This window comes from Paenibacillus cremeus (assembly GCF_007786445.1).
Taxonomy (GTDB): domain Bacteria; phylum Bacillota; class Bacilli; order Paenibacillales; family NBRC-103111; genus Paenibacillus_G; species Paenibacillus_G cremeus.
Genome location: NZ_VNJI01000035.1, coordinates 43,314 through 66,192 on the forward strand (window position 1 = coordinate 43,314; position 22,879 = coordinate 66,192).

Below are 22,879 nucleotides of genomic sequence, written 5' to 3' on the forward strand. Positions count from 1 at the left end.
TGTCCGTTTGCCTTAAAAAAGAGAAGGGGAACTTCATGCCGAAATAAGCATGAATCGTTAGCGAGTAATCATGAGTCCGCTCTTCGCGGACAAACAAGGGGATGAATGAAATGAATCAGGCTGTCATTGTATTCGACGAAGCTTTACCAACCATTTCCTTTGCTGCCGCCAAGCTACGGGAAGCATTGGCGAACAGAGGTATCGCAGCTGTATATGCACCCCTCACCTCATTACCCGCGGCAACCGAACCGATTCGCATCGTGTTGACATCGATGCAAGACGGTCAGGCCGATATAGGCATGCTATCCGAGCCGTCTCTTTCCCCGGAAGGTTATGCAATCATACTGGAGCGGGGAGGCGATTTTACGTTATGCCGCGTGACTGGAGCCGACCCCGTTGGAGCGATGTACGGTGGACTGGACGTGGCGGACGCGGTTAATGCCGGAACGGAAATCGAAAATATCGGGATCAAGACTTCCAATCCGTATATATCTGGGCGGGGGATCAAATTCAACATTCCGCTCGACGCCCGCACGCCGAGCTACTCCGATAACGGCGATTCCGCGCAGCACAACATCGCGGAAATGTGGAGTATGGACTTTTGGCGACAGTTTTTGGACGACATGGCATTGTATCGCTACAATACGTTGTCGCTGTGGAACCTGCATCCGTTCCCGTCAATGGTACAGGTTCCCGAGTATCCGGATATCGCACTTAAGGACGTGAAGAAAACTACCGCCCCGATTCGCGCGAGTCTGAGGGGAACCGACATGTCAACCACGTCGACGCTTGCCAATTTGGAAACCGTCCGGGAAATGACGATTACAGAGAAAATATCCTTTTGGCGAGAGGTGATGTCGTATGCCAAGAATCGCGGCATTGATGTGTACATCATAACATGGAATATTTTCACGTATGGTACCGAAGGTAATCGTTATGGTATTACTTGCGATCAGGATAATGATGTAACCATCGACTATTTCCGGGCAAGTGTCCGCTGTCTGCTCGAAACGTACCCTCTGCTTGCCGGTATCGGAGTGACAGCCGGCGAAAACATGCTGCATAATCAACCGCAGCTCAATGAAGAATGGTTGTGGCGGGCGTATGGGGAAGGGGTTATGGATGTTAAATGGAAATACCCGGAGCGCAAAATCAGGTTCATTCACCGGGCGCATGAGTCTGCGTTATCAACCATTTACGAGGCGTTTGCGGCTTATCCCGATACGTTTGACGTCAGCTACAAATATTCGTTGGCACATATGTATTCCTCGGTTCATCCCCCATTCATTTATCGGACGCAGGGATACAAGGAATTACAGGCTGGCTTTTTGAACGGACTGCCCACGGGAAGGAAAACGTGGCTCACCGTTCGGGACGACGATTATTATTATTTCCGCTGGGGGGATCCTGAATTTGTCCGCCAGTACATTTTAAACATGCCGCCGTCCGAGCAGCTGGCCGGATTCTACATGGGGCCGGACGGAATTGTGTGGGGGCGGGAATTCGTCAGCACGGAACCAGATTCGCCGCGCCAGCCGATGATCAAGAAGCGATGGTACGGCTTTATGCTTTGGGGCCGATTGGCGTACGACCCGACCGTTCCGGACCGACATTTCGAGCGGCAGCTTGCGTTTCGTTTTCCAGAGGCTCCCAGCCGTACGTTGTTTGAGGCTTGGTCGAGTGCGTCGAAAATTTTGCCGCTTGTAACCCGATTTCACTGGGAGGAGAATCATCTCGATTTTCAATGGTATCCCGAGGCGTGTTACAGCAATCCGGAGAGAGCCAAAGGATTTCATACGGTGCAGCATTTTATCAATGATACGCCAATGCCTGAAAGCGGTCTGATGAGCATTCCGGATTTTTGCGAACATTTGATCGGGAATGGCTCCATTACGGGAATGACACCGGTACAGGTCAGTCAGGAGCTGAACGATTACGCGAATCGTACGCTACTGCTCGTCGCGGAGATGAGTATGGTGACTGACAAGGAGCTGCGCTTGACGATCGGTGACTTGAGAGCGATGTCTTATTTGGGGAGATATTACGCCTCTAAAATATTGGGCGCGGTGCATCTGTATCTGTATCAACAAATGGACGATACTTCCCATCAAAAGGCAGCCGTCGAGCATTTGCAAACGGCGTCCGGGCATTGGCGAGAATATGCGGCCCAAACCGCGAGCCAATATGTGCCGCAGCAATTGACGCGCCAAGGATACGGCAAAGTGGATGTGACGGCCCTTCAAGCTCAAGTGGATCACGATATTACGATAGCGCAGACAATCAACGTAAAACAATAAAAGGAGCCACTTTTCTACGATTGCCTCTGAAAGACATGCTGAATTGGTAACCAGCCTTCGGCAGCATGTCCATGCTAGACGTGAGACGTGTACTGGAATTCCTGATCGTTATGAACGGTCATGCCGGTCACGTCTCTCGCTTTTGTATCAGAGCTGAGGCATTTTTATTAAAAGAGGGTCAAAACAAAATTCCCATGCAAAGTCATTCTTGATTTTACCGGCTTTCATGGTACAATTTACCATAAAAGATGCTCTTCTCTTTGGTTGATGTGTTATGGACAAAACACAATATCTACCAAAGAATAAGAGCATTTTTTCATAAGTTAAAAGAACGTTACGCTCGAAAAACGGAATAATAAAATCAGTTTTATGAAAGGAAGTTTCAAAATGAATGATATCTAAGGAATTTCGTTTCGGTAAAGGGAGGGTTTTCATTGCTTAGAGTTATCTTTGTAGACGACGAACCCTGGGCTCTGACAGGAATTAAAAATATTATCGATTGGAACAAAGAGGGTTTTGAAATCATCGGGGCCTTTTTAGATCCGCGGAAGGCACTTGAGAGCATCATGAGTAATCAACCGGATATAGTCTTTACCGATATACGTATGCCGGGAATGACCGGACTTAATCTGGTAAGGGAATCCAGAGAAAAAGGAATCAATTCTGAGTTTGTCATCATAAGCGCTTTTAGTGATTTCGAGGTAGCCCGCAGAGCCTTGCAATATGATGTGTTTCACTATATTCTTAAACCTCTCGAACGGGATGAAGTGAGGACGGTTGTGGATAGACTCAGAAAAAAACTTACTCCTGCCAATCACCCTATTCTAATGGGTGTCTTTCAAACCGACAAACTCATGAATGAAAGACAGCGGGAGGTGCTTGTATCCTCTGCTGTCCATCCTCATTGTTACGTTGCAGTCGCCGATGCAAAAGAGTATAACCTTCCCCAAAAAAAAGATATGTATGTTGGACGCTTTCTACTCAGTGATGGAACAAGCCTATATCTGCTTTCGTCAAAGCAGAAGCTAGAGCCCTTTTTCAACCAATGGAGATTGTCGGCTGCTGCACGTGGGGTAACTTTAGGTATCAGTGTACAACGTCCCGGTTTTGAAGATTTCGATAATATGCTTTCTGAAGCGGTCAGTTCTGCACAAATGGAAATTGATTATTCTGCAAACCCTATAGTAGCGGAGATCCAGGTGTACCTTAGCAAAAATTTCGAAAATGAACTTTCGCTTAGTGAAATCTCCGAAAGATTTTATCTGTCCGAAACATACTTATGTGAGCTTTTCAAGAAACAAACGGGGATTACGTTAACAGGTTTTTTAATTGCGATCAGGATGAAGCGAGCGGCACGTCTGCTTTTGGAAAACGAAGCACCTGTTCAGCAAGTAGCCGACATGGTTGGTTATTCAGATTATGGTTATTTTGGAAGATTATTTAAACGTTTCTTTGGGCTTACTCCCAGTCAGTACCGAAAAAATCAACAAGCTGCAATCAGCAATAACAATTTCAGCATGCCGGAGGAGTAAACTGAGGGCTTAATATTGTAAGCGCTTTAGGTATACAGATGACGACTTTTGTGTAGTGACCCTTAACAGAGCGGATCTCAAAGCGATATTGGTCACCAAAGCTGTTCTTTAGACGCTGCTGGATATTATAAAGGCCAATATTTGTTTTTCCATGAGAAGTATGATCGCTTGTGGGTGGGTTAACGTGATTTATTTTTTTGATCTCTTCATCGGATATGCCGGCACCGTTATCGGCAATGTTTAGTAACAGGGATCCATCTTGTTGAAGCTGGCCTGATATCCTTATGATACAGGGCGGCATTTTTTCTGCAAAACCATGTATGATGGAGTTTTCAACGATAGGCTGGAGAAACATGGCATGTATAGGATGGTTCATTGCCTCAGGCTGTACATCCAGCTTTATTGTGTACTTGCCCGGAAAACGCTGGCTCATTACCTTCAGGTAGTCACAGGTATGTTTGATCTCGTCTTGAAGGGTAACGATGGTTCCAGAGCTTACCGAATAACGGAACATGCTAGCCATGGATGTGCAGATCTCTTCTATACATGTAACACCATAAGTTTGGGCCATGCTTCGCACACACTCCAAGGTATTAAAAAGAAAGTGCGGATTGATTTGGCTTCTGTATGAGAGCAATTCGGCCTTTTGCTGGGCAATCATGGATTGGTAGAGATTCCACTGGGATTTTCTGATCTCCTTTTGGGAAATTTCAATTCGCTCCAGCATATCATTGATATCCTCGGCAAGTCTGGCAAGTTCGGTAATTTTCGGTATACTCACCCTGACACCATCTTTCCGCAAGGTAAGATTTCTCATATCACGGATGATCTGATCTATAGGATTAGTCACGGAGCGCAGCACAAGCTGCATCTGGAAAAAAAGTAGAAAACCGGCAGCAAGTATAATAAAAATCCCGATGCTTCTTATTGGAAAAAGATCGCCAATCAGGGAATGTCTGCTGGTCAGTGAAACAATACGCCATCCGAATTCGGGGATCGATACGGAGCTGGTTAGAAATTTTTCGCCATTGATGTTCGCCTTGCCCCGGCCCTCTTTTGCGCCCAGCAATATAGACTGCTCAACTACATTCAACTCCCGACTGGAATTTATAATGGTGTCTTCAAATATGAGTGCAGTGATACTATCACTGGATATCCCGGTGCTAAGCTCGCCTGTAAAAGATTTTAAATCGACTACGACAGAACATAATGCTATGTTTGTTTTCTCGCTATGTCCATCTAATATGGACCGGACAGGGAGAAAGTACAAAAAGTAGGGCCCGTTAGTGCCGCTGCTATGGAAGAATACATTACTGACAACCGGTTTGCGGAGTGTGATGTCTCGAGCCAGTCCGCTTTCCGCCATTGCCTTTTCCCGAATCTCTTGGAAAGGATCACTAATGTAAAAGTTATTCATGTTTCGGGATGTAAGGACAATGCTTTTTATAGTTTTGCTGCTGTAAATAGAGTCATATAGAACTTCGGTAGCTGATGCCCTCAATTTGAAATATTCAGAGGGATTATCCGTTAACAGGAACTGCTGAACGGTAGTAGAATAAGACACCCGTTTGGCGGCCCTGTCGATTTCATTGATTGCCATGGCTAGTCTCCGGTCCATCTCATTGGACAGAAGCTCAAAGGCTTGATAAGCTCTGCGCTCGATGATCGATTCGAACCCCATATTGTATATGGATATTAGAACACCCATGGAGAAAAGAAATAGAAGTGTACTCCCAATAAAACGGCCTCGAATAGAATTGAATTTACCAAACCTCATATTAGATAATCTCCCTATCCAATAGATTGATGAACTAGCCCATTTTGTTACCATTATATATAAGATTTGTGAATATTCGCAATATTCCTAATTTAATCCTATTTCAACCTAATTTAACGCATATCGTTGTTTACCTGCACCTGATAAAATTCAAGTGTGGAAGCGCTTTTAAAAAAAATCATGTTTATGAAAGCGTTTCATTGACGGATCTTATAAATAAAGGGAGGACGAAGTATGACAAAGTTGAGGAAATGGGTAACCCTTGGAGCTGCTCTATCCATGTCGTTTAGTATAGCAGCATGCAGCAGTGACTCCGGGGAAAAGTCGGTTCAAAAAAGTACGGATAATTCCAAGCGTGTAAAACTAACCATGGCGTCCGTACAGGGGATTGAAGGATTTAATTACACCAATGGCGATGCCGTTGCCAAGTATTATTCCGACAAGTTCAACTATGACTTAGATATGACGGCGCTGAACTGGGACAACTGGAATGAAAGACTCCGGATCTGGATCAACTCAGGCGACATGCCGGATATTGCTGTATATAACTATATTCATGCGGATGCGGCCTCTTTTGTCGAGCAGGGACTTATCAAGAAGCTTCCTGACGACTGGAAAACCCGTTGGCCTAATGTCGCCAAAGTGTTTAGTAAAACATCACTCGGGCCCCAGATGGAAAAAGCCTTCGGTGGAACCTATTTCCTTCCAAGAGCACGTTTTATGAATAACTTGCCCGGAGATCCATTGCCGAATCATCCAGCCGTATATATACGTAAGGATTGGGCTCAAGCTGTGGGTTTCCCTATCAAGTCCGCCTATACGACCTCTGAAATTATTCAGTATGGTAAGTTGATAAAGGAAAAAGATCCCGGAAAAGTAGGCGACAAATTAATTCCGCTTGCTGAGAATACGAATCATGCCGTTGAATTGTTTGTTGCAAGAAACAGTACTCATTACAATAATTTTTATAAAGACAAAGATGGTAAGTATAAATGGGGTGGAGCTTCTGAAGATACTCTGAAAGGGCTTAAGTTGTTCTCTGAAGCGTACCGGTCCGGTGTCCTTAGTAAGGACTTCTTCACTGTGAAGAATGAGGAGCATGGTTCTTATTTTAATGTAAAAGGCAATGCAGGCGCTACCTACAACCAGGCACCGACATCAAATCTTCAGACTTTTTTTAGCGATTTTCAGTCGAATACCAAACTTGATCCCTATCAAAATATGCATATGGCTATCGTGCTGGGGGATGACGGTAATTATCATCAGGAAGACCTCATTAATTTCTGGGGCACAATCATCTTTAACCCAAAAATATCCAATGAAAAATTTGAACGCTATATGAGTGTGCTCGATTATAACTCTACTCAAGAGGGCAATATCATAACCAATATGGGGTTAAAAGATGTAGATTGGACTCTTGACAGCAATGGTAAAGTAAAATCACTCTTCGACCAAGCCAAAGAAGGCAAGCCATTTGGCGGCGCAAACGGAAAATATCCATCCAATGGCTATCTGTTAGGTAGCACGATTTTGTTTGACGATTTCGCATTCGACAATCCCAATTACGACCAAAGAATAAGGGATCTATCAAAGCAGCTTTATGCTGAAAAACCGAAAAAAGGTACTCCTGACACATTCACAAAAGTTGACTGGAATTTATACGCCTACGATTCGCCAAGCAAGAGAAAGGCCCAAATCGATTACAGCACAGAGTACGCTAATCTTGTTACTATGCAGGGAGATATAGAAGCAAACTGGAAGAAGTGGGTTGATTCGAAGATGCCAATAATAAAGCCGGTTCTTGATGAACTGAACTCAAAATTGGCTAAATAGTCAGCTAATATCTTTCGATTAAATTACATTAAGTAGCTGTGGTGGATCCAATGATTTGCCCGGCTACTTGTTTTTATAACATCAGAATTTCTTATTTCAACTCTGGCAGAGGGGGGTTCATATGGAGAATATAATGGCGGAAAAGAAGAATGCATCCTTGGAAAAAAATCATGCCACCTTGATGAGTCGGGTATTGAAATCCAGGGAAATTTACCTCCTGCTATTACCGGGAGTCATATGGTATGTCATTTTCGCCTACATTCCAATGTATGGGCTATCATTGGCGTTTAAAACGTATAAAGCTAATCTCGGAATTTTTGGCAGTCCGTGGATTGGGCTTGACAATTATATCTATGTTTTTAGAGATCCCGCATTTATTGAATCGATCTGGAGGACGCTATGGATTAACGCAGGACGTATCCTGTTTCAGTTCCCCGTTCCGATTATTTTAGCTTTAATGCTGAATGAAGTGCGTGTGAACAGGTATAAAAAGGCAATACAAACGGTTTATACATTCCCCCATTTTTTGTCATGGATTATTGTTGCCAGCATTATGATTAATAGTTTAAATACTCAAGGTATGGTAAACGGTATCATCAAAATGCTGGGTGGGGATGCAGTCAATTTTCTTGGCTCCACGGATATCTTCCGGCCCTTATTGTATATCACTGAAAACTGGAAATCGGCGGGGTGGGTCATGATCATCTATCTGGCCGCTATTGCAGGAATTGATACGGAGCAGTATGAATCTGCTCAGCTCGACGGTGCGAGCCGTTTGCAGACGATGTGGTATATCACCCTTCCAGGTATACAAAATACAATTGTTGTTATGTTGATTTTATCTGTTGGAAATCTAATGAATGCAGGATTTGATCAGATTTTCAATATCAGTAATGCGGCAACTGCCAAAGCCGGTGAGATCCTGGATATGTATATTTATCGAATTACATTTCAGTCAGCTGCCGACTTCTCTTTCTCAAGTGCAGTAAGTTTGTTCCGATCTGTAATCAACTTTGCTCTCTTGCTATTCGCTGACCGTGTCTGTAAATGGCTTGGTGCGGAAGGACTGTTTCCCTCTAGGAAGAAGACGGTTCGGGAATAAATCGTATGAGAATATCCATGGGAAAGGAAAGTGAATATGGCGGGGGTTAGACCAGTACCGAAAAAAGCTTACCATCATAACCAAATACAAACATTGGATATTGTCCTGTTGATTATTCTCACACTTTTTGGAGTCGCTATCATTTTACCGTTTATCAACGTTGCTGCAATATCTTTTTCAACACAGCAGGAATATCTGAAATCAACGGTGTTATTGATACCAACGGAAATTACACTTGAAAACTTCAAGGCATTGTTTGAAGACGGACGCATATGGGTCGGCTATCGTACAACGTTGCTGCTCCTTTTAATAGGATTGCCGCTCAACATGTTTCTGACTACCAGTATGGCTTATGGGCTTAGCCGCCCCGATTTTCCGTTTAAGAGATTTTTCATTTATTTTGTTGTCGTTACTCTGTTGTTTCATGGCGGTATTGTCCCCATGTACCTGTTAATGAAGCAGCTGCAATTAATTAATACCATTTGGTCTGTTGTGCTTGCCTATGGAGTTAACTCGTTTTATTTAATCATCATGATGAACTATTTTATGTCGCTACCAATATCGCTTATGGAGTCGGCTAAGCTTGACGGAGCAGGTGAATGGCGGATCCTCTTTAGTATCATATTGCCTTTATCCATGCCTATCATTGCGACAATCATATTGTTCTATGCCGTGGACCGTTGGAATGAATGGTTTAATGCCATGATATTCATAAGGAAGGGCAGCTTGGTTGTCTTGCAGCTTGCTTTAAGGTCTATTGTTATCGATTCCCAGATCAGTCAGCAGATGAATATTTCGAATGTACAAACCGATGTAAAGTTTTCGGAAGGTATGAAAATGGCTGCAGTCATTGTAACGATGATCCCTATCATGTGTGTATTTCCTTTTTTACAAAAGCACTTTGTCAAGGGGATGCTGGTCGGTGCAATTAAGGCTTAAGTAGGTGAAATGGTGAAAGAAAGGGAGGCATCAAGTATGCTTAGAGTAGTGAATGTTGAAAACGGCATAGTTCAGGGGCTGCCGGCGGCCGACCCCCGTATAACAAGTTTTAAAGGCATTCCATTTGCTGCGCCGCCCTTAGGTGAGAACCGCTGGCGAGCCCCACAACCCGCAAAGGATTGGGATGGTGTGTTGAAAGCATACGATTTCGCGCCGGTTTCGATGCAAGTAAGGCAAAAGATCGATGTAAATAACATCTATACCAGGGAATGGGCAGTGGATCCGGATATCCCCATGGACGAGGACTGCTTATACCTGAATGTATGGACTCCGGCAAACAGTCCCGATGAGAAGTTACCGGTTTTTGTATGGTACTTCGGCGGCGGGCTGCAGGTCGGTCATACGGCAGAGATGGAGTTTGATGGTGAACGAATCGCTCGAAGGGGCATCGTGGTGGTCACGATTAACTACCGTCTGAATGTGTTCGGATTTTTATGCCATCCTGAAATCACGGTGGAAGCTCCGGAAGCTCCCGCAAACTTCGGCCACCTTGATCAGCAGTTCGCTACGCAATGGGTCAAGCGCAATATCGCAGCTTTTGGCGGTGATCCCGACAACATCACGATTGGCGGACAATCTGCCGGCGGCGGAAGCGTCATGAGCCAACTCACTTCGCCTCAAAACGAGGGCCTCTTCCAGAGGGCAATTATTCAGAGCGGTGCCTCAGCGCCGCTTTACCCGGGAGGCCGCATGCCCAGGGTCAGGCGCAATCTGGCGGAAGCCGAACAAGAGGGCGTGAAATTCTTTGAGTTTCTTGGAGTTTCCTCCCTTGCAGAAGCCCGTAAGCTTGATGCGGAATATGTCCGCGACAAGATGCTGGAATATAATAAGGGGTTCGGATTCTGGGGTACCGTTATTGATCATGTGTTCAGCGTAGGCAGCACATTTGATCTATTCCTCGAAAACAAGCGCTGGATGGTACCGATGCTGTGGGGTCACACTTCTTCAGAGTTTTTCAGTGTTCCGAATGTCAAGACCCTTGAGGAATTCCGGCAAATGGCTGTGGAAATGTTTGGCGATGATGCCGATGAGTTTCTTGCGCTTTGTCAGGCTCAGTCGGACAACATAGATGAAGTTGTGAAAAATGCTTCCGTGAGCGGTTTCGAATATGCAATCCGAATTGCTGCACAGGCTAATTCGGATACCGGCGCCAATATCCCGCTGTACTATTACAATTTTGATGCGGAAATACCGGGTTGGGATAACCCCGGAACATTCCACTCGGTGGATCTCTGGTTTTTCTTTGAAACCCTCGCCAAATGCTGGAGGCCGTTTGTCGGGAAACATTATGATCTTGCCCGCCAGATGTGCAACTACTGGGCTAATTTCATCCGTTCCGGAGATCCGAATGGAAAAGATTCCACAGGAGAGGATTTGCCGCAGTGGGAGCAATACACTCCCGAGGCGCCGTACGGAATGGTCTTCAAAGATAAGCCCGAGTTTGTCAGGGAGCAACCGAGCGATTTAATGCTGTTCCTTGTTAAACAATATTTCAAGAAAAAAGGAGGACTTATCCATGAAGCTAGTAAACGGTGACTATACCCTGGTCTTTAAGGATGGCGGCGCCCAGGTTCAAAAAGACGGCAAACTTCTTTATTTCAACAAACGCCCAATGTTTGTCACGGTAAAGACCGTTGTTGCCCTAAGCGAGTTCTACGATAAAGCTTACAGCGAGATAGCCGTTTCTGGTGATACAATTATCGCCAAAGGTACGTTAACTGTGCCCTCCGGCTCTGAATTTTCCTTTGCAGATACTTATGAAGCAGCCGGCGCCGGGTTCAAGGTAAGCCGGAATGTCAAGGTGTTGAAGGCGGGGGATGATCTTGGTTTTTCCACCAAACTCTCCTTTGTAATGACCGAATCGGACGATCAGCGTGCCTATAACTGTTTCACGCCCGGTGTATGGTATAAGCAAAACGAATTTGCACGTGAGAACTCCTTTGGTAAAGACTTGGATTGCGAGTATTTCTGGAAACTGGAGACCGGTTGTGCCCTGCCTTTGTTTGCCATGCAAAACATCGCATCGGGCGAAATGGCGGCAATATCGCGTTGGACGTCAGATGTGACTATGCGGTCTCTGGATATTTTACAGGCTGCAAATCATGTGGATCCCAAATTTACCATTGGAGCCGTTGGCATGAGCAAGCCGGAAAGCAGATCCATGAATTATCTGTATTATGGTTTTGCCGTGCGCAAGGAATTCGAGACGAAAGTAGACGGCTTGTCCATTGATTACGTATACCCAGGCTGCGATGGTCAGATGCCTTCAACAAGAAGGTATGCGGGACTTGACTTTAAAGATCAATTCAAATCCTTCCAGCGTGTCAGCCACCCGGTAGAGGTTGGTTTTGAGCAAAACTACGCTGTAGCTGTAAATTTCGGACACTATAGCAGCTTCCAGCTGATGATGAGAGACATCTGGAGAGTGACCTATGACCGGATGCGTGACAAATTATTTGATGTAGATAATGAACTCCATTTCCACAACTGCATGAAGATGCTCACCCAATATACGCAGCAGTACGGAGATTCGTACGGGTTGCCCTTTTCCTGCCAACTGCCCTACATGGATGTATCCAGTGTTTCCTTCCAGTTCGGCTTTGTCGGACAGCAGCCCGGAATCGGCTATCAGCTGCTGCGTTACGGCGATAAGGAAAACATGCCCGAAGCCTTCGAAAAAGGCGTGAACATCATTGATTTCTGGGTGCGGACAGCAATGACCGAATCCGGCTTGCCGCACATGTGCTACCATCCCGGCATCAAGGAGTTCGAGCCGTATCCCCATTATATCCGGATGCTTGCCGACGGGATTGAGGCCATTCTGGATGCTTACCTCTATATGCACAAGATAGGTGACGAACGGCCGGCATGGCTGGAATTCTGCAGAAAAACTGCCGATTGGATTGTGAACATTCAGAATGCAGACGGCAGTTTTTACCGCGCATACAATACCGACAGCTCCATCCGCATGGACTCCAAAGCCAACACGCCCAGTGTGATTCGTTACTTGGTGCAGTTTTATCTGATGTCGGGTGATGAAAGATATAAAGCAGCTGCGATCAAAGCGGGGGATTGGTCTTACGAATATGCTTATTTGAACATGGAATACCGGGGCGGCACCTGTGACAACATGGACATCATGGATAAAGAGGCCGGGATCTATGCCTTGTTCGGCTTCCTTGCCCTGTATGATCTGACCGGTGAGGACAAGTGGCTGGAAGGCGCGATTGGCGCCGCCGATTATACCGAAACCTGGACCTATGCGTGGACATTCCCTGTGACCACCCCTTGGCCGAGGCATCCATTCAACAAGTATTCCATCAGCGGACAGAGCATTATCACCATCGGCGGGGGAGCCGATGTGTATATGGCCGCCTGTTCATATACCTATTACAGGCTATATGTGATTACAGGTGATGAACATTATCTTAATTTTGCGGAGTTCATAGATAAGAACACCCGACAGTCCAATGACGTGGATGGCAGTATCGGATACGTCATGCCTGGCTTGGGGCATGAAAGCGGCAATTTTACCAGTCAAGTCCTGCAGAGCCACTACCACTGGCTGCCTTGGTGTACTTTTGTAGAAATCGACCCCTCATCGAGGCTGTATGATACTTTTGGCGGCTATGAGATTGCAGATGCCCAAAGACTCAGTCCGGAGGAGAAGGCTAAGAGAAACCGTATCTATGATACATTTGCTGAAATTCAGGTAGGAAAATAGGGAGTTCGGAAACGGTTGCTCAAAACTTTAAATTAGCAAAAAGATAATACAGTCCCGGAGGTGCTTCCTCTTGGGGCTTTTTGCCCTGTTTGAGGTAATTTTGCCAAAGGTATCATCGCAAGCGATTGGATTGGCTTTAAAAATTTTCAATAGACGCAATAGTTGATTCATCAACTATTGTGGTATATTCTTTCATGGGGAGTGATTACAAAATGGATTTACTCGATAATATTGCCGTCTTAATTCATGATGTCAAATTAGATATAGCAATGCGCATGACTAAAAGTTTAGCTCCGTATGATATTACGCCTGAACAAGCTTTTATAATTATTTTGCTCAATGAACGGGATGGGTTGTCTCAGGGTGAGATTGCATTCGCTTTAAGAAAAGATAAATCAAGCATCGCTCGGATGATCATGAGCCTTGAAAATAAAGGTGTAATGAACAGAATTACTAGTAGTTATGACCGTCGTTACTTTAAAGTATCATTAACAGATCAAGGTAAGAGCTTAGCTGAAAATGTCATTCCTTGTATTTCAGGAACTATTGATGTACTTGAAACAGGTTTTTCACTTGAAGAAATGAATGAATTGCGCAGGCTTTTAATGAAGATGCGCGATAATATTAAAAAATGATTTGCGCACGCTCGATAGTTGATAAATCAACTATTGGATAAGGAGGAGTTTCATGTTTGAGCATATCAATCAAAATTATGAAGAAGTAGATTTTCGCAATCAAGATTTGAGGTATGGCGAGCTAATAAGCTGCACTTTTCATCGTTGCACATTTGCTAACGGATCGTTAGAGGAAATTACAACGAGGAACTGCCGTTTCGTTGAATGTAATTTTCGGGGAGCCTCGTTAAATAGCTCCGTTCATAAGGAATCCGCGTTTGAGAATTGTAACTTTACCGAAGCCAATTTATTTGTCTCGAAGTTTGAAAAATGCAAAATGACTGGTTCAGATTTTTCCAGCGCCAACATGGATGGAATCACCATATTCCAAGGGGATTGGTCGTATACGAATTTGAGAAGTGCCAGATTGGTTAAGCAAGACTTACGTGGAATTAAATTTTTTGAATCCGATTTAACCGAAGCCAATTTAGAAAAAGCCGACTTAAGAAATTGTGATCTTACGAGAACAATGCTAGCTAAAGCGAAATTACAGGGAGCTGATGTAAGGGGAGCTAAAATGAATGGTGTAGATTTCAAAGCCATCACGATCAAGGGGTTACGAATGGATACAGAGCAAGCCGTGTTGTTTTCACTCTCGCACGGAGCCAAATTGAATTAGTGAATGTTACGTCGGTTCGTGTCCATATCGTCAAAAAATTCGACAACACCGGTGAAGATCTGGAGGACCTGATCTCGATTGGGATGGGCGTTTGAGTGAGGTTGGATAGGTAAGGAAGAACCGGGACTCCGAGGGGGTGCCGGTTTGTTATTTTAACTCTTAGGGTACTGGACAAATCTCGAAATAGCATTTACTCTCTTTAGCCGCTAGTCGCTATGGGAAAAATCGCTTACAATTAATAAAGTCAGATGATTTTATAAGGAGAGCTTCATCATGTCACTAATCAAAAGTTTTACTGAGGGTCAAGAGATTACCGATTTTTTTCTACTTAAAGCAGCGGATATAAAGCAAACCAATGCCAATCCTCCCAAGGAATACTTCGACGTTATCCTAGCTGATGCAAGTGGAGAGATTTCAGCGAAGCTATGGGATGTCTCGTCGACAGATAAAGAAACGTTCTTTCCAATGATGCTAGTTAAGGTCAAGGGTGTAACGCAGCTGTATAGAGATAGACTTCAATTTCGAATAAACAAGATGAGAAAGGTAACCGATGAAGATGGCTGTTCAATAAAGGATTTTATTAAGAGTGCTCCGATCGATGCTATTGATCTGGTTAATACAATAAAGAGTGTGAGCAGCAGTATCCAAGATCAGGATTTGCGTTCCATCGTGGAGTTCTGTATCGCAAAGGTAGGGGATAAATTAAGTCATTATCCTGCAGCCAAAGGTATGCATCATGCTTATTATGCAGGCTTAGCTTACCACGTTGTACGAATGCTCGAGCTCGGGGAATTCATCTGTAAACAGAGACCCTTCCTTAATCATGATTTGCTCAAAGCAGGAATTATCCTCCATGATATAGCCAAAACCGAAGAGCTTAATGCTGAAATGGGAGTAGTTACCGAATATAGTCTGACAGGGAAATTAATTGGACATATTTCACTATCTTCCAACTGGATCACGGAGGCAGCTCTTCATTTAGGAATCGGTGTTAATGACGAGAAGACCATCTTTCTTCAGCACCTCATCTTGTCGCATCACAATCTTGGGGAATGGGGAAGTCCGGTCCAACCGCAGCTTCCGGAGGCCGTTGCGTTACATTACATCGATCAACTTGACGCTAAGCTGCAAGCCGTGGAAGATGCTTTGAACTCCATGAATGATTCGGATGAGTGGTCTGCACCGGTTAGAGTCATTGAGAACAAGCAGGTCTACAGGGCAAAGAGATAGGTACTCGCAATGATGTTGTTTTTGCGCTGCGCCAGACTATGAAAGCTTAAGAAAAGGGAACGCTGGGCAATGGAAACGGGTGTCAGCTTTGGTGACTACATCTTGAAATGCCGGATGGAAAAAGCAATTAAACTGCTGCAGGAGAATAAGCTGAAGGTGTACCATATCGCTGGCATGCTCGGCTACCAAAGCTCCCACTATTTCATTAAGGTCTTTAAAAAATATTACGGTCTAACACCGCAGGAGTTCAAAAACCGTCTAATCGCAACGCCAATCACTTCGTGACTCCCGTTGCGATTGGTTATAATGGTTAATATTGGAAGTATTTTTCAGGTACTCTGTGCAAACAGAGTCCTTTTTTTATCCAGGGAGAGGGTGTTCCAATCATCACGGTAGCTGCAAATGGGATTGGCAAGGCAACCGCGGAGCCTCGTACGGTGGTGTGAGAGGTCGGGGGCTAGGCACCCCTTCCTACTCGATTTACGACAACGACTTATCCGTACACCTGGAACGGCTTCAGTTCGTCGAGAATCAGCTCCGTACAGAGACCTGGTCTAGTAGGCACAGTAACGGTTCCATCACTGTTGAGCAGCATTGGCTCACGGAAAACGCGATAACGCAGCTCGTCAAACTTGGGTGGATAATACTCCAGCATGAGTGCGTTTGGAATGGCACCAAGCAAGTGGGCGTGAATTTCTTGCGGTCCATGGGGTGAAATATCAATATGATGCGCTTGAGCAAACGCGGCAATCTTCATGAATTCCGTAATGCCGCCACCAATACACGCGTCAACATTAATTATGCTCACGCTTCCCTGGTTGATAAGATCCCGAAAGCCATATTTGGTCAATTCGTTTTCTCCAGCAGCGATAGGTATAGTCGTTTTTTGGGCAAGCCTTTTCATTCCTTCGTAATCATCAGGGGCAACGGGTTCCTCAAAGAAAAACGGATGGTATTCTTCGATCATTTCCGCAAAGCGGATAGCATCATAGAACGTATAAGCACAGTTGGCATCAACAAGCAGGTTAATATCGTCTCCGATCACCTCACGTACCGTTTTTACGCGCAGAGCATCTTCTTTTAGAGAAAGTCCCCCAACTTTCATTTTTACACACTTAACGCCCCAAGAAACATATTCCTCCATTTCCTTGGCAAGCTCTAGAAGTCCGCTGCCTTCCTCATAATACCCACCAGCCACATAAGCAGGTATCTTATCCCGATAACCCCCCAAAAGCTTACTGATGGGCAGGTTGGCTAGCTTACTTTTTAGGTCCCATAGGGCCAGGTCAATCAGACTGATAAATCTGGTGCTAAGTCCTCTTCTACCGACGATCTTTGGAACCCACATTTTTTGCCACAGCTTTTCGGTATCCAAAGGATTTTCGCCGATGAGTAGCTCTCGAAAGTTGTTGAGATAATCCATTTTATAATTGATGGCAGAAATAGCAGCAAAGCCTGTAATCCCTTCATCCGTATGAATGGTAAGGGTTGTCATGGAACTGGTACTATAGGTGTGCTTACCATTCATGATGGCTTTAGAGCGCTTCCATTTGTATTGCTGGGCTGATACGTCAGTAATTTTCATCATCTACCACACTCCTTTTTCAAAATAAGTCACTATAAGATTACACTAAATGTCGTTGCATGGTCTAATCCAAGGCGCTTAAGAAGCATAGCTTCTGATATGCGCATTCCGTTTGTGGATAAAAACACCCATTGCAGGAAAATATATGTAGAGTTGTGGAGGTGAGCTTGATGTCGTCGTTTTCCAATCCTAAAATTAATCCCTTTCAAGGCTATTTTTTATGTATGTGCGCATCACTTGCGTTGTCCCAAATTGCAGGCATCGTCAGTTTGCTTGAAGCAGCAAAAAGGGACTCTGCGATCAGTGCAATCTTTGGGTCCATAGCTTATTTCTTATATGCCTTCTGGATTTATCGAATCGTAAGCAAACAAACGCCTAACCACTCTTTTCTTGAGGTACTTGAACGCAAAACGGGGGGGGTCATCGCCTGGGCTGTGAAAGGCTGGATTTCCCTCTTCTTGTTCTGTGAACTATTTGTCAATCACAAAAATATCGTCACCTGGGTGAAATCCATGATTCTCCCCTTCACACCCATTTGGGCGATCTCTTTACCCTTGCTGCTTGTATGCTCCTATCTAGCTGTCAAAGGAATCAAGCCTATCGCTATTTCCTACTCCATATTGCTGCCGGCCATTTTGGTTCTGGTGATATTTATGGCTGTATTTACTTTGAAGTATAGGCATACGGACCTTCTTCTCCCTCTATTTAGCGAAGGAGCTCGGCCCATATTGAATGGCACTGTAATCACCTTAAGGGGGGGCATGGAGCTGTTTCTTTTATTATTGCTCACGCCTCATATTGAAGGCCGCTTCCAATGGAAGCATCTTGTGATGGTGGTATCTGTCGTATCCTTCTTTTATATCAATACGACGATAGGGCTGTTGGCCACCTTCGGCCCTTATGAAGCAGGCAGGCAGCGTTTTCCTCTATTTACACAGTGGCGGTTAGTTAAAATCAGCAGCTTCGTGGAGCATCTGGACTTTTTATCCATGTACCAGTGGCTTAGCAATGTCGCGATTGTCATCAGCTTGGGTTTGTTTTTGCTTGGCGAATTGCTTACTTCCAAGCAGAAGCATAAAAAAGTACTGATCCTGGCATTTACAGCGACCTTATTTATCTGTTCGGAGCTTCATTTAAATGATAGCGTTTTTTTAGCGCTCGTGAATTCCTATTTCTTTCCTCTATCCGCAATATCCGTTCTCTGTTGGACTGTAATAGCAACCCTTGTGACGAGAAAAGGTGGGGCGTCATGAAGATTAAAGATGCAAAAGAAGAGAATTTCAGAGCGCTATTCGTCAACTGCTACGACGTGAAGCTCGAGAAGCGCGGCGGCACACTGGTTATTCATTGTGAAGGCATGGCTGACACCAAACAGTTAAATGAAAATATACTTCCACGAATCGCGGACATGCTTCAAAACGATGAGCTGAAGCGTTTAGATGATCATGCTGAGCTAACTCAAATTGAACAAAGTGTATTTTCGGGCAATGTAATTATTCTTTGTTTCCACGAAGATAGGACAAGCGCTTATGAAGCGGATGTTTCCAATCCGCCCAAGCGCCAGCCGGAGGAATCCACCACCGAGTTATCCATTCGGGGGCCGCGGGATGGATTTACAGAAGAAGTGGTTACCAACGTTGCCCTTATTCGCAAACGATTGAAATCCACCTCGCTTCAATATGAACATTTCATAGTAGGTAAAAGGGGAAACGCAAGCTTAGCTATTTTGTATATCAAAGACATAATTCAGCCTGAACTCGTTGCCGAAGCAAAACGCCGGATTGCCCAAATCGATGTGGACACCGTGATTGGATGCGCACAGCTGGAGGAATATTTAAGCGATTCGAGCGATTCCATCTTTCCGTTAGTGGATACGATCGGAAGACCCGACTTTGCAGCCGATGCGCTGCTGCGCGGCAGATTCGTTATCCTTGCGGACGGATCACCCATGGCGATCATAGGCCCATCAAATCTCGCAGAGCAATTAAAATCTCCCGAGGACGCTCATTCCTCGTATTATTACACGATTTTACAACGCTTATTACGTCTCATCGGATTGGGTGCAGCGATGTTTTTGCCAGGCTTCTATATTTCTTTAATCTGTTTTAATATCGACCAAATTCCTTTTCCCTTGCTCGCGACGATTGCGGCTTCCCGTACGGGTATTCCTTATTCCGCGCCGATTGAAAGCCTGCTCATTCTGGGATTGTTCGAACTGTTTAGGGAAGCAGGTATTCGTCTGCCGAAGCCGGTTGGACAAACGGTCTCAGTAGTCGGAGGTCTTATTATTGGAGATGCTGCGATCCGTTCCGGACTTGCCTCGCCTTCGCTGCTTATGGTGACTGCGGCTACGGCTGTGGCGTCCTTTACGCTGGTGAATCAATCTTTAACGGGCAGCGTCACCATCATTCGAATTTACATGCTGCTGATCTCCTCCTGGTTGGGAATGTACGGATTTATCATCGGTTTGATCACGGTGGTGGGGTATACCTCTACATTAACCTCCTTCGGCATACCTTATTGGTCACCAATGGCAGAACTGAATATCAGGTCTTCCGTCTTGGCTGTTTTCAATCGGCCTTTTAAATCCAAAACTAGACGCCCGGACATGCTGCAGCCTACAGATGCTTCGTCACAAGGGGAGAAACGATGAGACTAGCGATGCTCCTATCTACGATCTGTTGTATGCTGTGCCTTTCAGGGTGTTGGGACAATAAAAATATTCAAGAATTACTATACCCTACGGCTATAGGTGTAGATTATAAAGATAATCTCTATGAGGCGTATATTCAAATTATTAACTTTAGCCAAGTAGCAAAGTCGGAAAATGGAGGGGGAGGCGGCGGCGGTCCGCAAGTGTACGTCGGCAAGGGAAAAGGGAAAACGCCCTCTTTGGCACTGGGCAATATTTACGAAACGGCGCAAAGAAGGCTGTTTTGGAGTCATGTTCGAGCGTTCCTGTTTACCGAGAGTGCCATTCAAGCGGGAGGCAGCGATTACTTCGATAATTTAAAGAGATATCGAGAGTTCAGGTATTCGCCTTGGATCTTCGGCACGAAAGGATCGATAGAAGATCTTTTCATGACCTCGTCTTTTTTCAAAATGTCTCCGATTGCTACCGTACTTGGTACTCCAGAGGAGAATTACCTGCAGAAATCGTTCATCAAGCCCCTACAGGCACAAGAATATCAAATCTATCTTAATGAGCCCGGCGATACGGCTTTAGTCCCTACGCTTACCATTGATAAAACCTCGTGGCAGTCCGAAGAAAAAGCGGATCCGAAATTGAAAATAAACGGTGTGTTTGTCGTGCAAAAAAACGATTTTCAGGGTTGGATGTCACACGATCAGGTAAGCGGGCTGCGATGGATGAATAAAGAGACGTCAAGAACCGCGGTGGAGACCAAGTCCGCGATCGTCTCCCTTGAGAAACCGAAGCCTAAAATAATGGTCACGCAAAAGGATGGAAAAAATATTTTTAATATTGCAGTTAAGGTCAGGGGCAATATTGTGGAACTAAATGACAGCCACACATCGGAGCAAGAAATCGAGAAAGAAGCGGAGGAGCAAATTAAAAAAGAAATTCGATCTACCTATGAAGACGGATTACGTATTGGGGCCGACATGTACAACTTTAGAAATGTGATGTTTAAGAAAAATTTTAAAAATTGGCAGGATATCAAGCTTTCTTCCTCATCGCTAAACCGAATTGATGTCCAGGTTTATATTCAGCATACCGGGGAGTTAGAGAAACAATAACGCCCTTCCGATTTCCTATTTGACTGTACCACTAATGTCATGCTTTATAATGGCATCATCATCCAAAAGGAGTTGATGCCATGATTATATTGACATTCTGTTACAAACGGGATATCGGCTTTGACGAAAACTATTATTTCAATTCGCATCTCCCCAACATGTCTATGAAAACCGTTCTTGAAATGGGAGCTTCTAAGTACGAGGTGAAAAAGGTTTTATCTTCCGCTGACGGCTCACCAGTACCATATTCATTTATATTTCATCTGTATTTTGAGTCAAAGGAAGCTTTAGAGACATTTATCAATGATCCTAGAATCAAAGCATTGCAAGAAGACGTTTCTAATTATTACATCGGAGAGCAGGATATTTTTATTGAAGAAATCGTCACATCGTTCACAGGTGAACCGCTAAATTAACGAGGAACTAGAGTTCGGGGGACTGCGAACTCGCATAAAAAACTGACGGCAACCGTTCGCCGTCAGTTTTTTTCTTATGTTATGCGCTAGCCTCCTGCTCATCCTGTACATCTTGTGCCGGGTGGCGTGTGAAGCTCTTGCGTCCGTCGATGCTGACGGGCACGTCTCCCGCCACGGTCACACGGCGAACGATCCGATGCTGGTCGCCATAGTCGTTAATCGCATAGTGCTGCGTTGCGCGATTGTCCCAGATCACAACATCGCTAGCTTCCCAGCGCCAGCGTACCGTGTTCTCAAGCTTCGTAATATGATCCTGCAGCACGGACAGCAGGCGAGCCGAATCCGCGGAGTTCAGGCCGACAAGCTTCTTTACAAAATGACCCAGCACGAGTGTGCGCTCTCCCGTCTCGGGATGTACACGCACGACCGGATGTTCGGTTTCATATACCGTCGATGCGAATACCTCTTGATGACGGCGAAGCGCGTCCGGCTTAATCTGGTTATGTCTTCCGGCGTAGTCATAATCGTTCGTATGCAGTGCCCACAACCGGTCAGCCAGATCACGCAGCTCCTTCGGAAGCGTCTCATACGCTACCGCAGTATTGGCCCATACGGTATCGCCACCGGCAGCGGGAACGATAACGGAACGAAGAATGGAGAACGCAGGGTAAGCATCAACGAACGTAACGTCCGTGTGCCAGGAGTCGGCCTTGCCCCCGTGATCGGTGTTCAGCTCGAGTACGAAGTCGGTTTGCTCACGGACCGGAACCGTCGGATGCGCTACCGGGTCACCGAACAGATGGGCGAATGCTTCTTGACTGGCGTCGTCCAGATGATCCTGCTTCCGGAAAAATAATACCTTATGCTTCAGCAGAGCTGCCCGAAGCGCTTGTGTCGTCTGCGGCAGCAACTCCGCGGATAGACGAATGCCGCGAACCTCCGCTCCAATTCGCCCGGCAACAGGAATAACCTCGAAACCTACTTCATTAGTATTGGTTTGATTACTCATAGCGCATCCTCCTAGTTTTCATTAAATTTATTAACTAGAGTCCATAGAAAAACGCCATGCTCGGCCGCACGGAGACAGCCGTTCATGACGCTTCTAGTGGACTAGTCAACATCAGAAATCAAATTACGATAAATCCTATAGAATAAGTTGGATAAAGAAAGGATTGATCAGATCATAACCTGTAATCTGTTACCTGTCAACACTAAATTTATAAATAATTTCCATATAATAAATTTCACATTGGAGAACGGCAAAACCTACAAAATTTTTACGGGTGGCCCTAAAAATTATCCATTCAGTCGCACTGTCCAGGACGGTATAAT

General features: G+C 45.0%; 18 protein-coding genes. 15 read left to right on the forward strand and 3 right to left on the reverse strand.

Annotated elements, in window-relative coordinates; genetic code table 11:
• The first annotated feature begins 110 nt into the window (after window positions 1–110).
• Together FPZ49_RS23250 and FPZ49_RS23255 are read left to right on the forward strand one after the other, a co-directional pair.
• Window positions 111–2,297, forward strand: coding sequence for a carbohydrate-binding family 6 protein (locus FPZ49_RS23250; protein ID WP_144851553.1), 2,187 nt, complete (start codon window positions 111–113; stop codon window positions 2,295–2,297).
• Between the two features lie 434 nt (window positions 2,298–2,731).
• A complete protein-coding gene (locus FPZ49_RS23255) occupies window positions 2,732–3,829 on the forward strand; it encodes a response regulator transcription factor (RefSeq protein ID WP_144851555.1) in 1,098 nt (365 codons plus the stop codon).
• Here FPZ49_RS23255 and FPZ49_RS23260 read toward each other — a convergent pair.
• On the reverse strand, window positions 3,810–5,429 hold the full coding sequence (locus FPZ49_RS23260) for a sensor histidine kinase (protein ID WP_222429953.1): 1,620 nt from the start codon (window positions 5,427–5,429) through the stop codon (window positions 3,810–3,812). The two genes, FPZ49_RS23255 and FPZ49_RS23260, sit on opposite strands and share 20 nt — an antisense overlap.
• A 411-nt stretch (window positions 5,430–5,840) precedes the next feature.
• Here FPZ49_RS23260 and FPZ49_RS23265 point away from each other — a divergent pair, with 411 nt between their 5' ends.
• The 9 genes from FPZ49_RS23265 (at window position 5,841) to FPZ49_RS23305 (ending at window position 16,072) form a co-directional block, all read left to right on the forward strand.
• Entirely contained in the window at window positions 5,841–7,439 is a 1,599-nt protein-coding gene (locus tag FPZ49_RS23265; protein WP_144851559.1) for an ABC transporter substrate-binding protein, read from the forward strand.
• Window positions 7,440–7,560: 121 nt separating this feature from the next.
• Entirely contained in the window at window positions 7,561–8,541 is a 981-nt protein-coding gene (locus tag FPZ49_RS23270; RefSeq protein WP_222429954.1) for an ABC transporter permease, read from the forward strand.
• 36 nt (window positions 8,542–8,577) lie between these two features.
• Window positions 8,578–9,480 (forward strand): carbohydrate ABC transporter permease, encoded by a 903-nt coding sequence (locus FPZ49_RS23275; RefSeq protein WP_144851561.1) that lies wholly within the window; start codon window positions 8,578–8,580, stop codon window positions 9,478–9,480.
• Between the two features lie 36 nt (window positions 9,481–9,516).
• On the forward strand, window positions 9,517–11,076 hold the full coding sequence (locus tag FPZ49_RS23280) for a carboxylesterase/lipase family protein (RefSeq protein WP_144851563.1): 1,560 nt from the start codon (window positions 9,517–9,519) through the stop codon (window positions 11,074–11,076).
• Entirely contained in the window at window positions 11,057–13,264 is a 2,208-nt protein-coding gene (locus FPZ49_RS23285) for a hypothetical protein (RefSeq protein ID WP_144851566.1), read from the forward strand. Before FPZ49_RS23280 ends, FPZ49_RS23285 begins: the two co-directional genes overlap by 20 nt.
• 212 nt (window positions 13,265–13,476) lie before the next feature.
• Complete coding sequence (locus tag FPZ49_RS23290) at window positions 13,477–13,899, forward strand: MarR family winged helix-turn-helix transcriptional regulator (RefSeq protein ID WP_186446030.1); 423 nt, start codon at window positions 13,477–13,479, stop codon at window positions 13,897–13,899.
• 52 nt (window positions 13,900–13,951) lie between these two features.
• Complete coding sequence (locus FPZ49_RS23295; RefSeq protein ID WP_144851570.1) at window positions 13,952–14,557, forward strand: pentapeptide repeat-containing protein; 606 nt, start codon at window positions 13,952–13,954, stop codon at window positions 14,555–14,557.
• Window positions 14,558–14,830: 273 nt separating this feature from the next.
• Window positions 14,831–15,787 (forward strand): 3'-5' exoribonuclease YhaM family protein, encoded by a 957-nt coding sequence (locus tag FPZ49_RS23300; RefSeq protein WP_144851572.1) that lies wholly within the window; start codon window positions 14,831–14,833, stop codon window positions 15,785–15,787.
• A 69-nt stretch (window positions 15,788–15,856) separates the two neighbouring features.
• Window positions 15,857–16,072: a helix-turn-helix domain-containing protein gene (locus tag FPZ49_RS23305; protein WP_144851574.1), complete on the forward strand. Its 216-nt coding sequence runs from the start codon at window positions 15,857–15,859 to the stop codon at window positions 16,070–16,072.
• Between the two features lie 208 nt (window positions 16,073–16,280).
• On the opposite strand, the gene FPZ49_RS23310 is transcribed toward FPZ49_RS23305, so the two are convergent.
• The gene (locus FPZ49_RS23310) at window positions 16,281–17,375 is read right to left on the reverse strand and encodes a mandelate racemase/muconate lactonizing enzyme family protein (protein ID WP_144851576.1); all 1,095 of its coding nucleotides are present in this window, start codon (window positions 17,373–17,375) and stop codon (window positions 16,281–16,283) included.
• A 167-nt stretch (window positions 17,376–17,542) separates the two neighbouring features.
• On the opposite strand from FPZ49_RS23310, the gene FPZ49_RS23315 reads away from it, so the two are divergent.
• The 4 genes from FPZ49_RS23315 (at window position 17,543) to FPZ49_RS23330 (ending at window position 21,547) form a co-directional block, all read left to right on the forward strand.
• Entirely contained in the window at window positions 17,543–18,625 is a 1,083-nt protein-coding gene (locus tag FPZ49_RS23315; RefSeq protein WP_144851578.1) for a GerAB/ArcD/ProY family transporter, read from the forward strand.
• Window positions 18,622–20,025 (forward strand): spore germination protein, encoded by a 1,404-nt coding sequence (locus tag FPZ49_RS23320; RefSeq protein ID WP_144851580.1) that lies wholly within the window; start codon window positions 18,622–18,624, stop codon window positions 20,023–20,025. The genes FPZ49_RS23315 and FPZ49_RS23320 overlap by 4 nt, the downstream gene beginning before the upstream one ends.
• Window positions 20,022–21,131, forward strand: coding sequence for a Ger(x)C family spore germination protein (locus FPZ49_RS23325; protein ID WP_144851582.1), 1,110 nt, complete (start codon window positions 20,022–20,024; stop codon window positions 21,129–21,131). Before FPZ49_RS23320 ends, FPZ49_RS23325 begins: the two co-directional genes overlap by 4 nt.
• Before the next feature lie 80 nt (window positions 21,132–21,211).
• Entirely contained in the window at window positions 21,212–21,547 is a 336-nt protein-coding gene (locus FPZ49_RS23330) for an EthD family reductase (RefSeq protein ID WP_144851584.1), read from the forward strand.
• 79 nt (window positions 21,548–21,626) lie between these two features.
• On the opposite strand, the gene FPZ49_RS23335 is transcribed toward FPZ49_RS23330, so the two are convergent.
• Window positions 21,627–22,556, reverse strand: a complete 930-nt coding sequence (locus FPZ49_RS23335) for a TauD/TfdA dioxygenase family protein (protein ID WP_144851586.1) — start codon at window positions 22,554–22,556, stop codon at window positions 21,627–21,629.
• Window positions 22,557–22,879 lie beyond the last annotated feature (323 nt).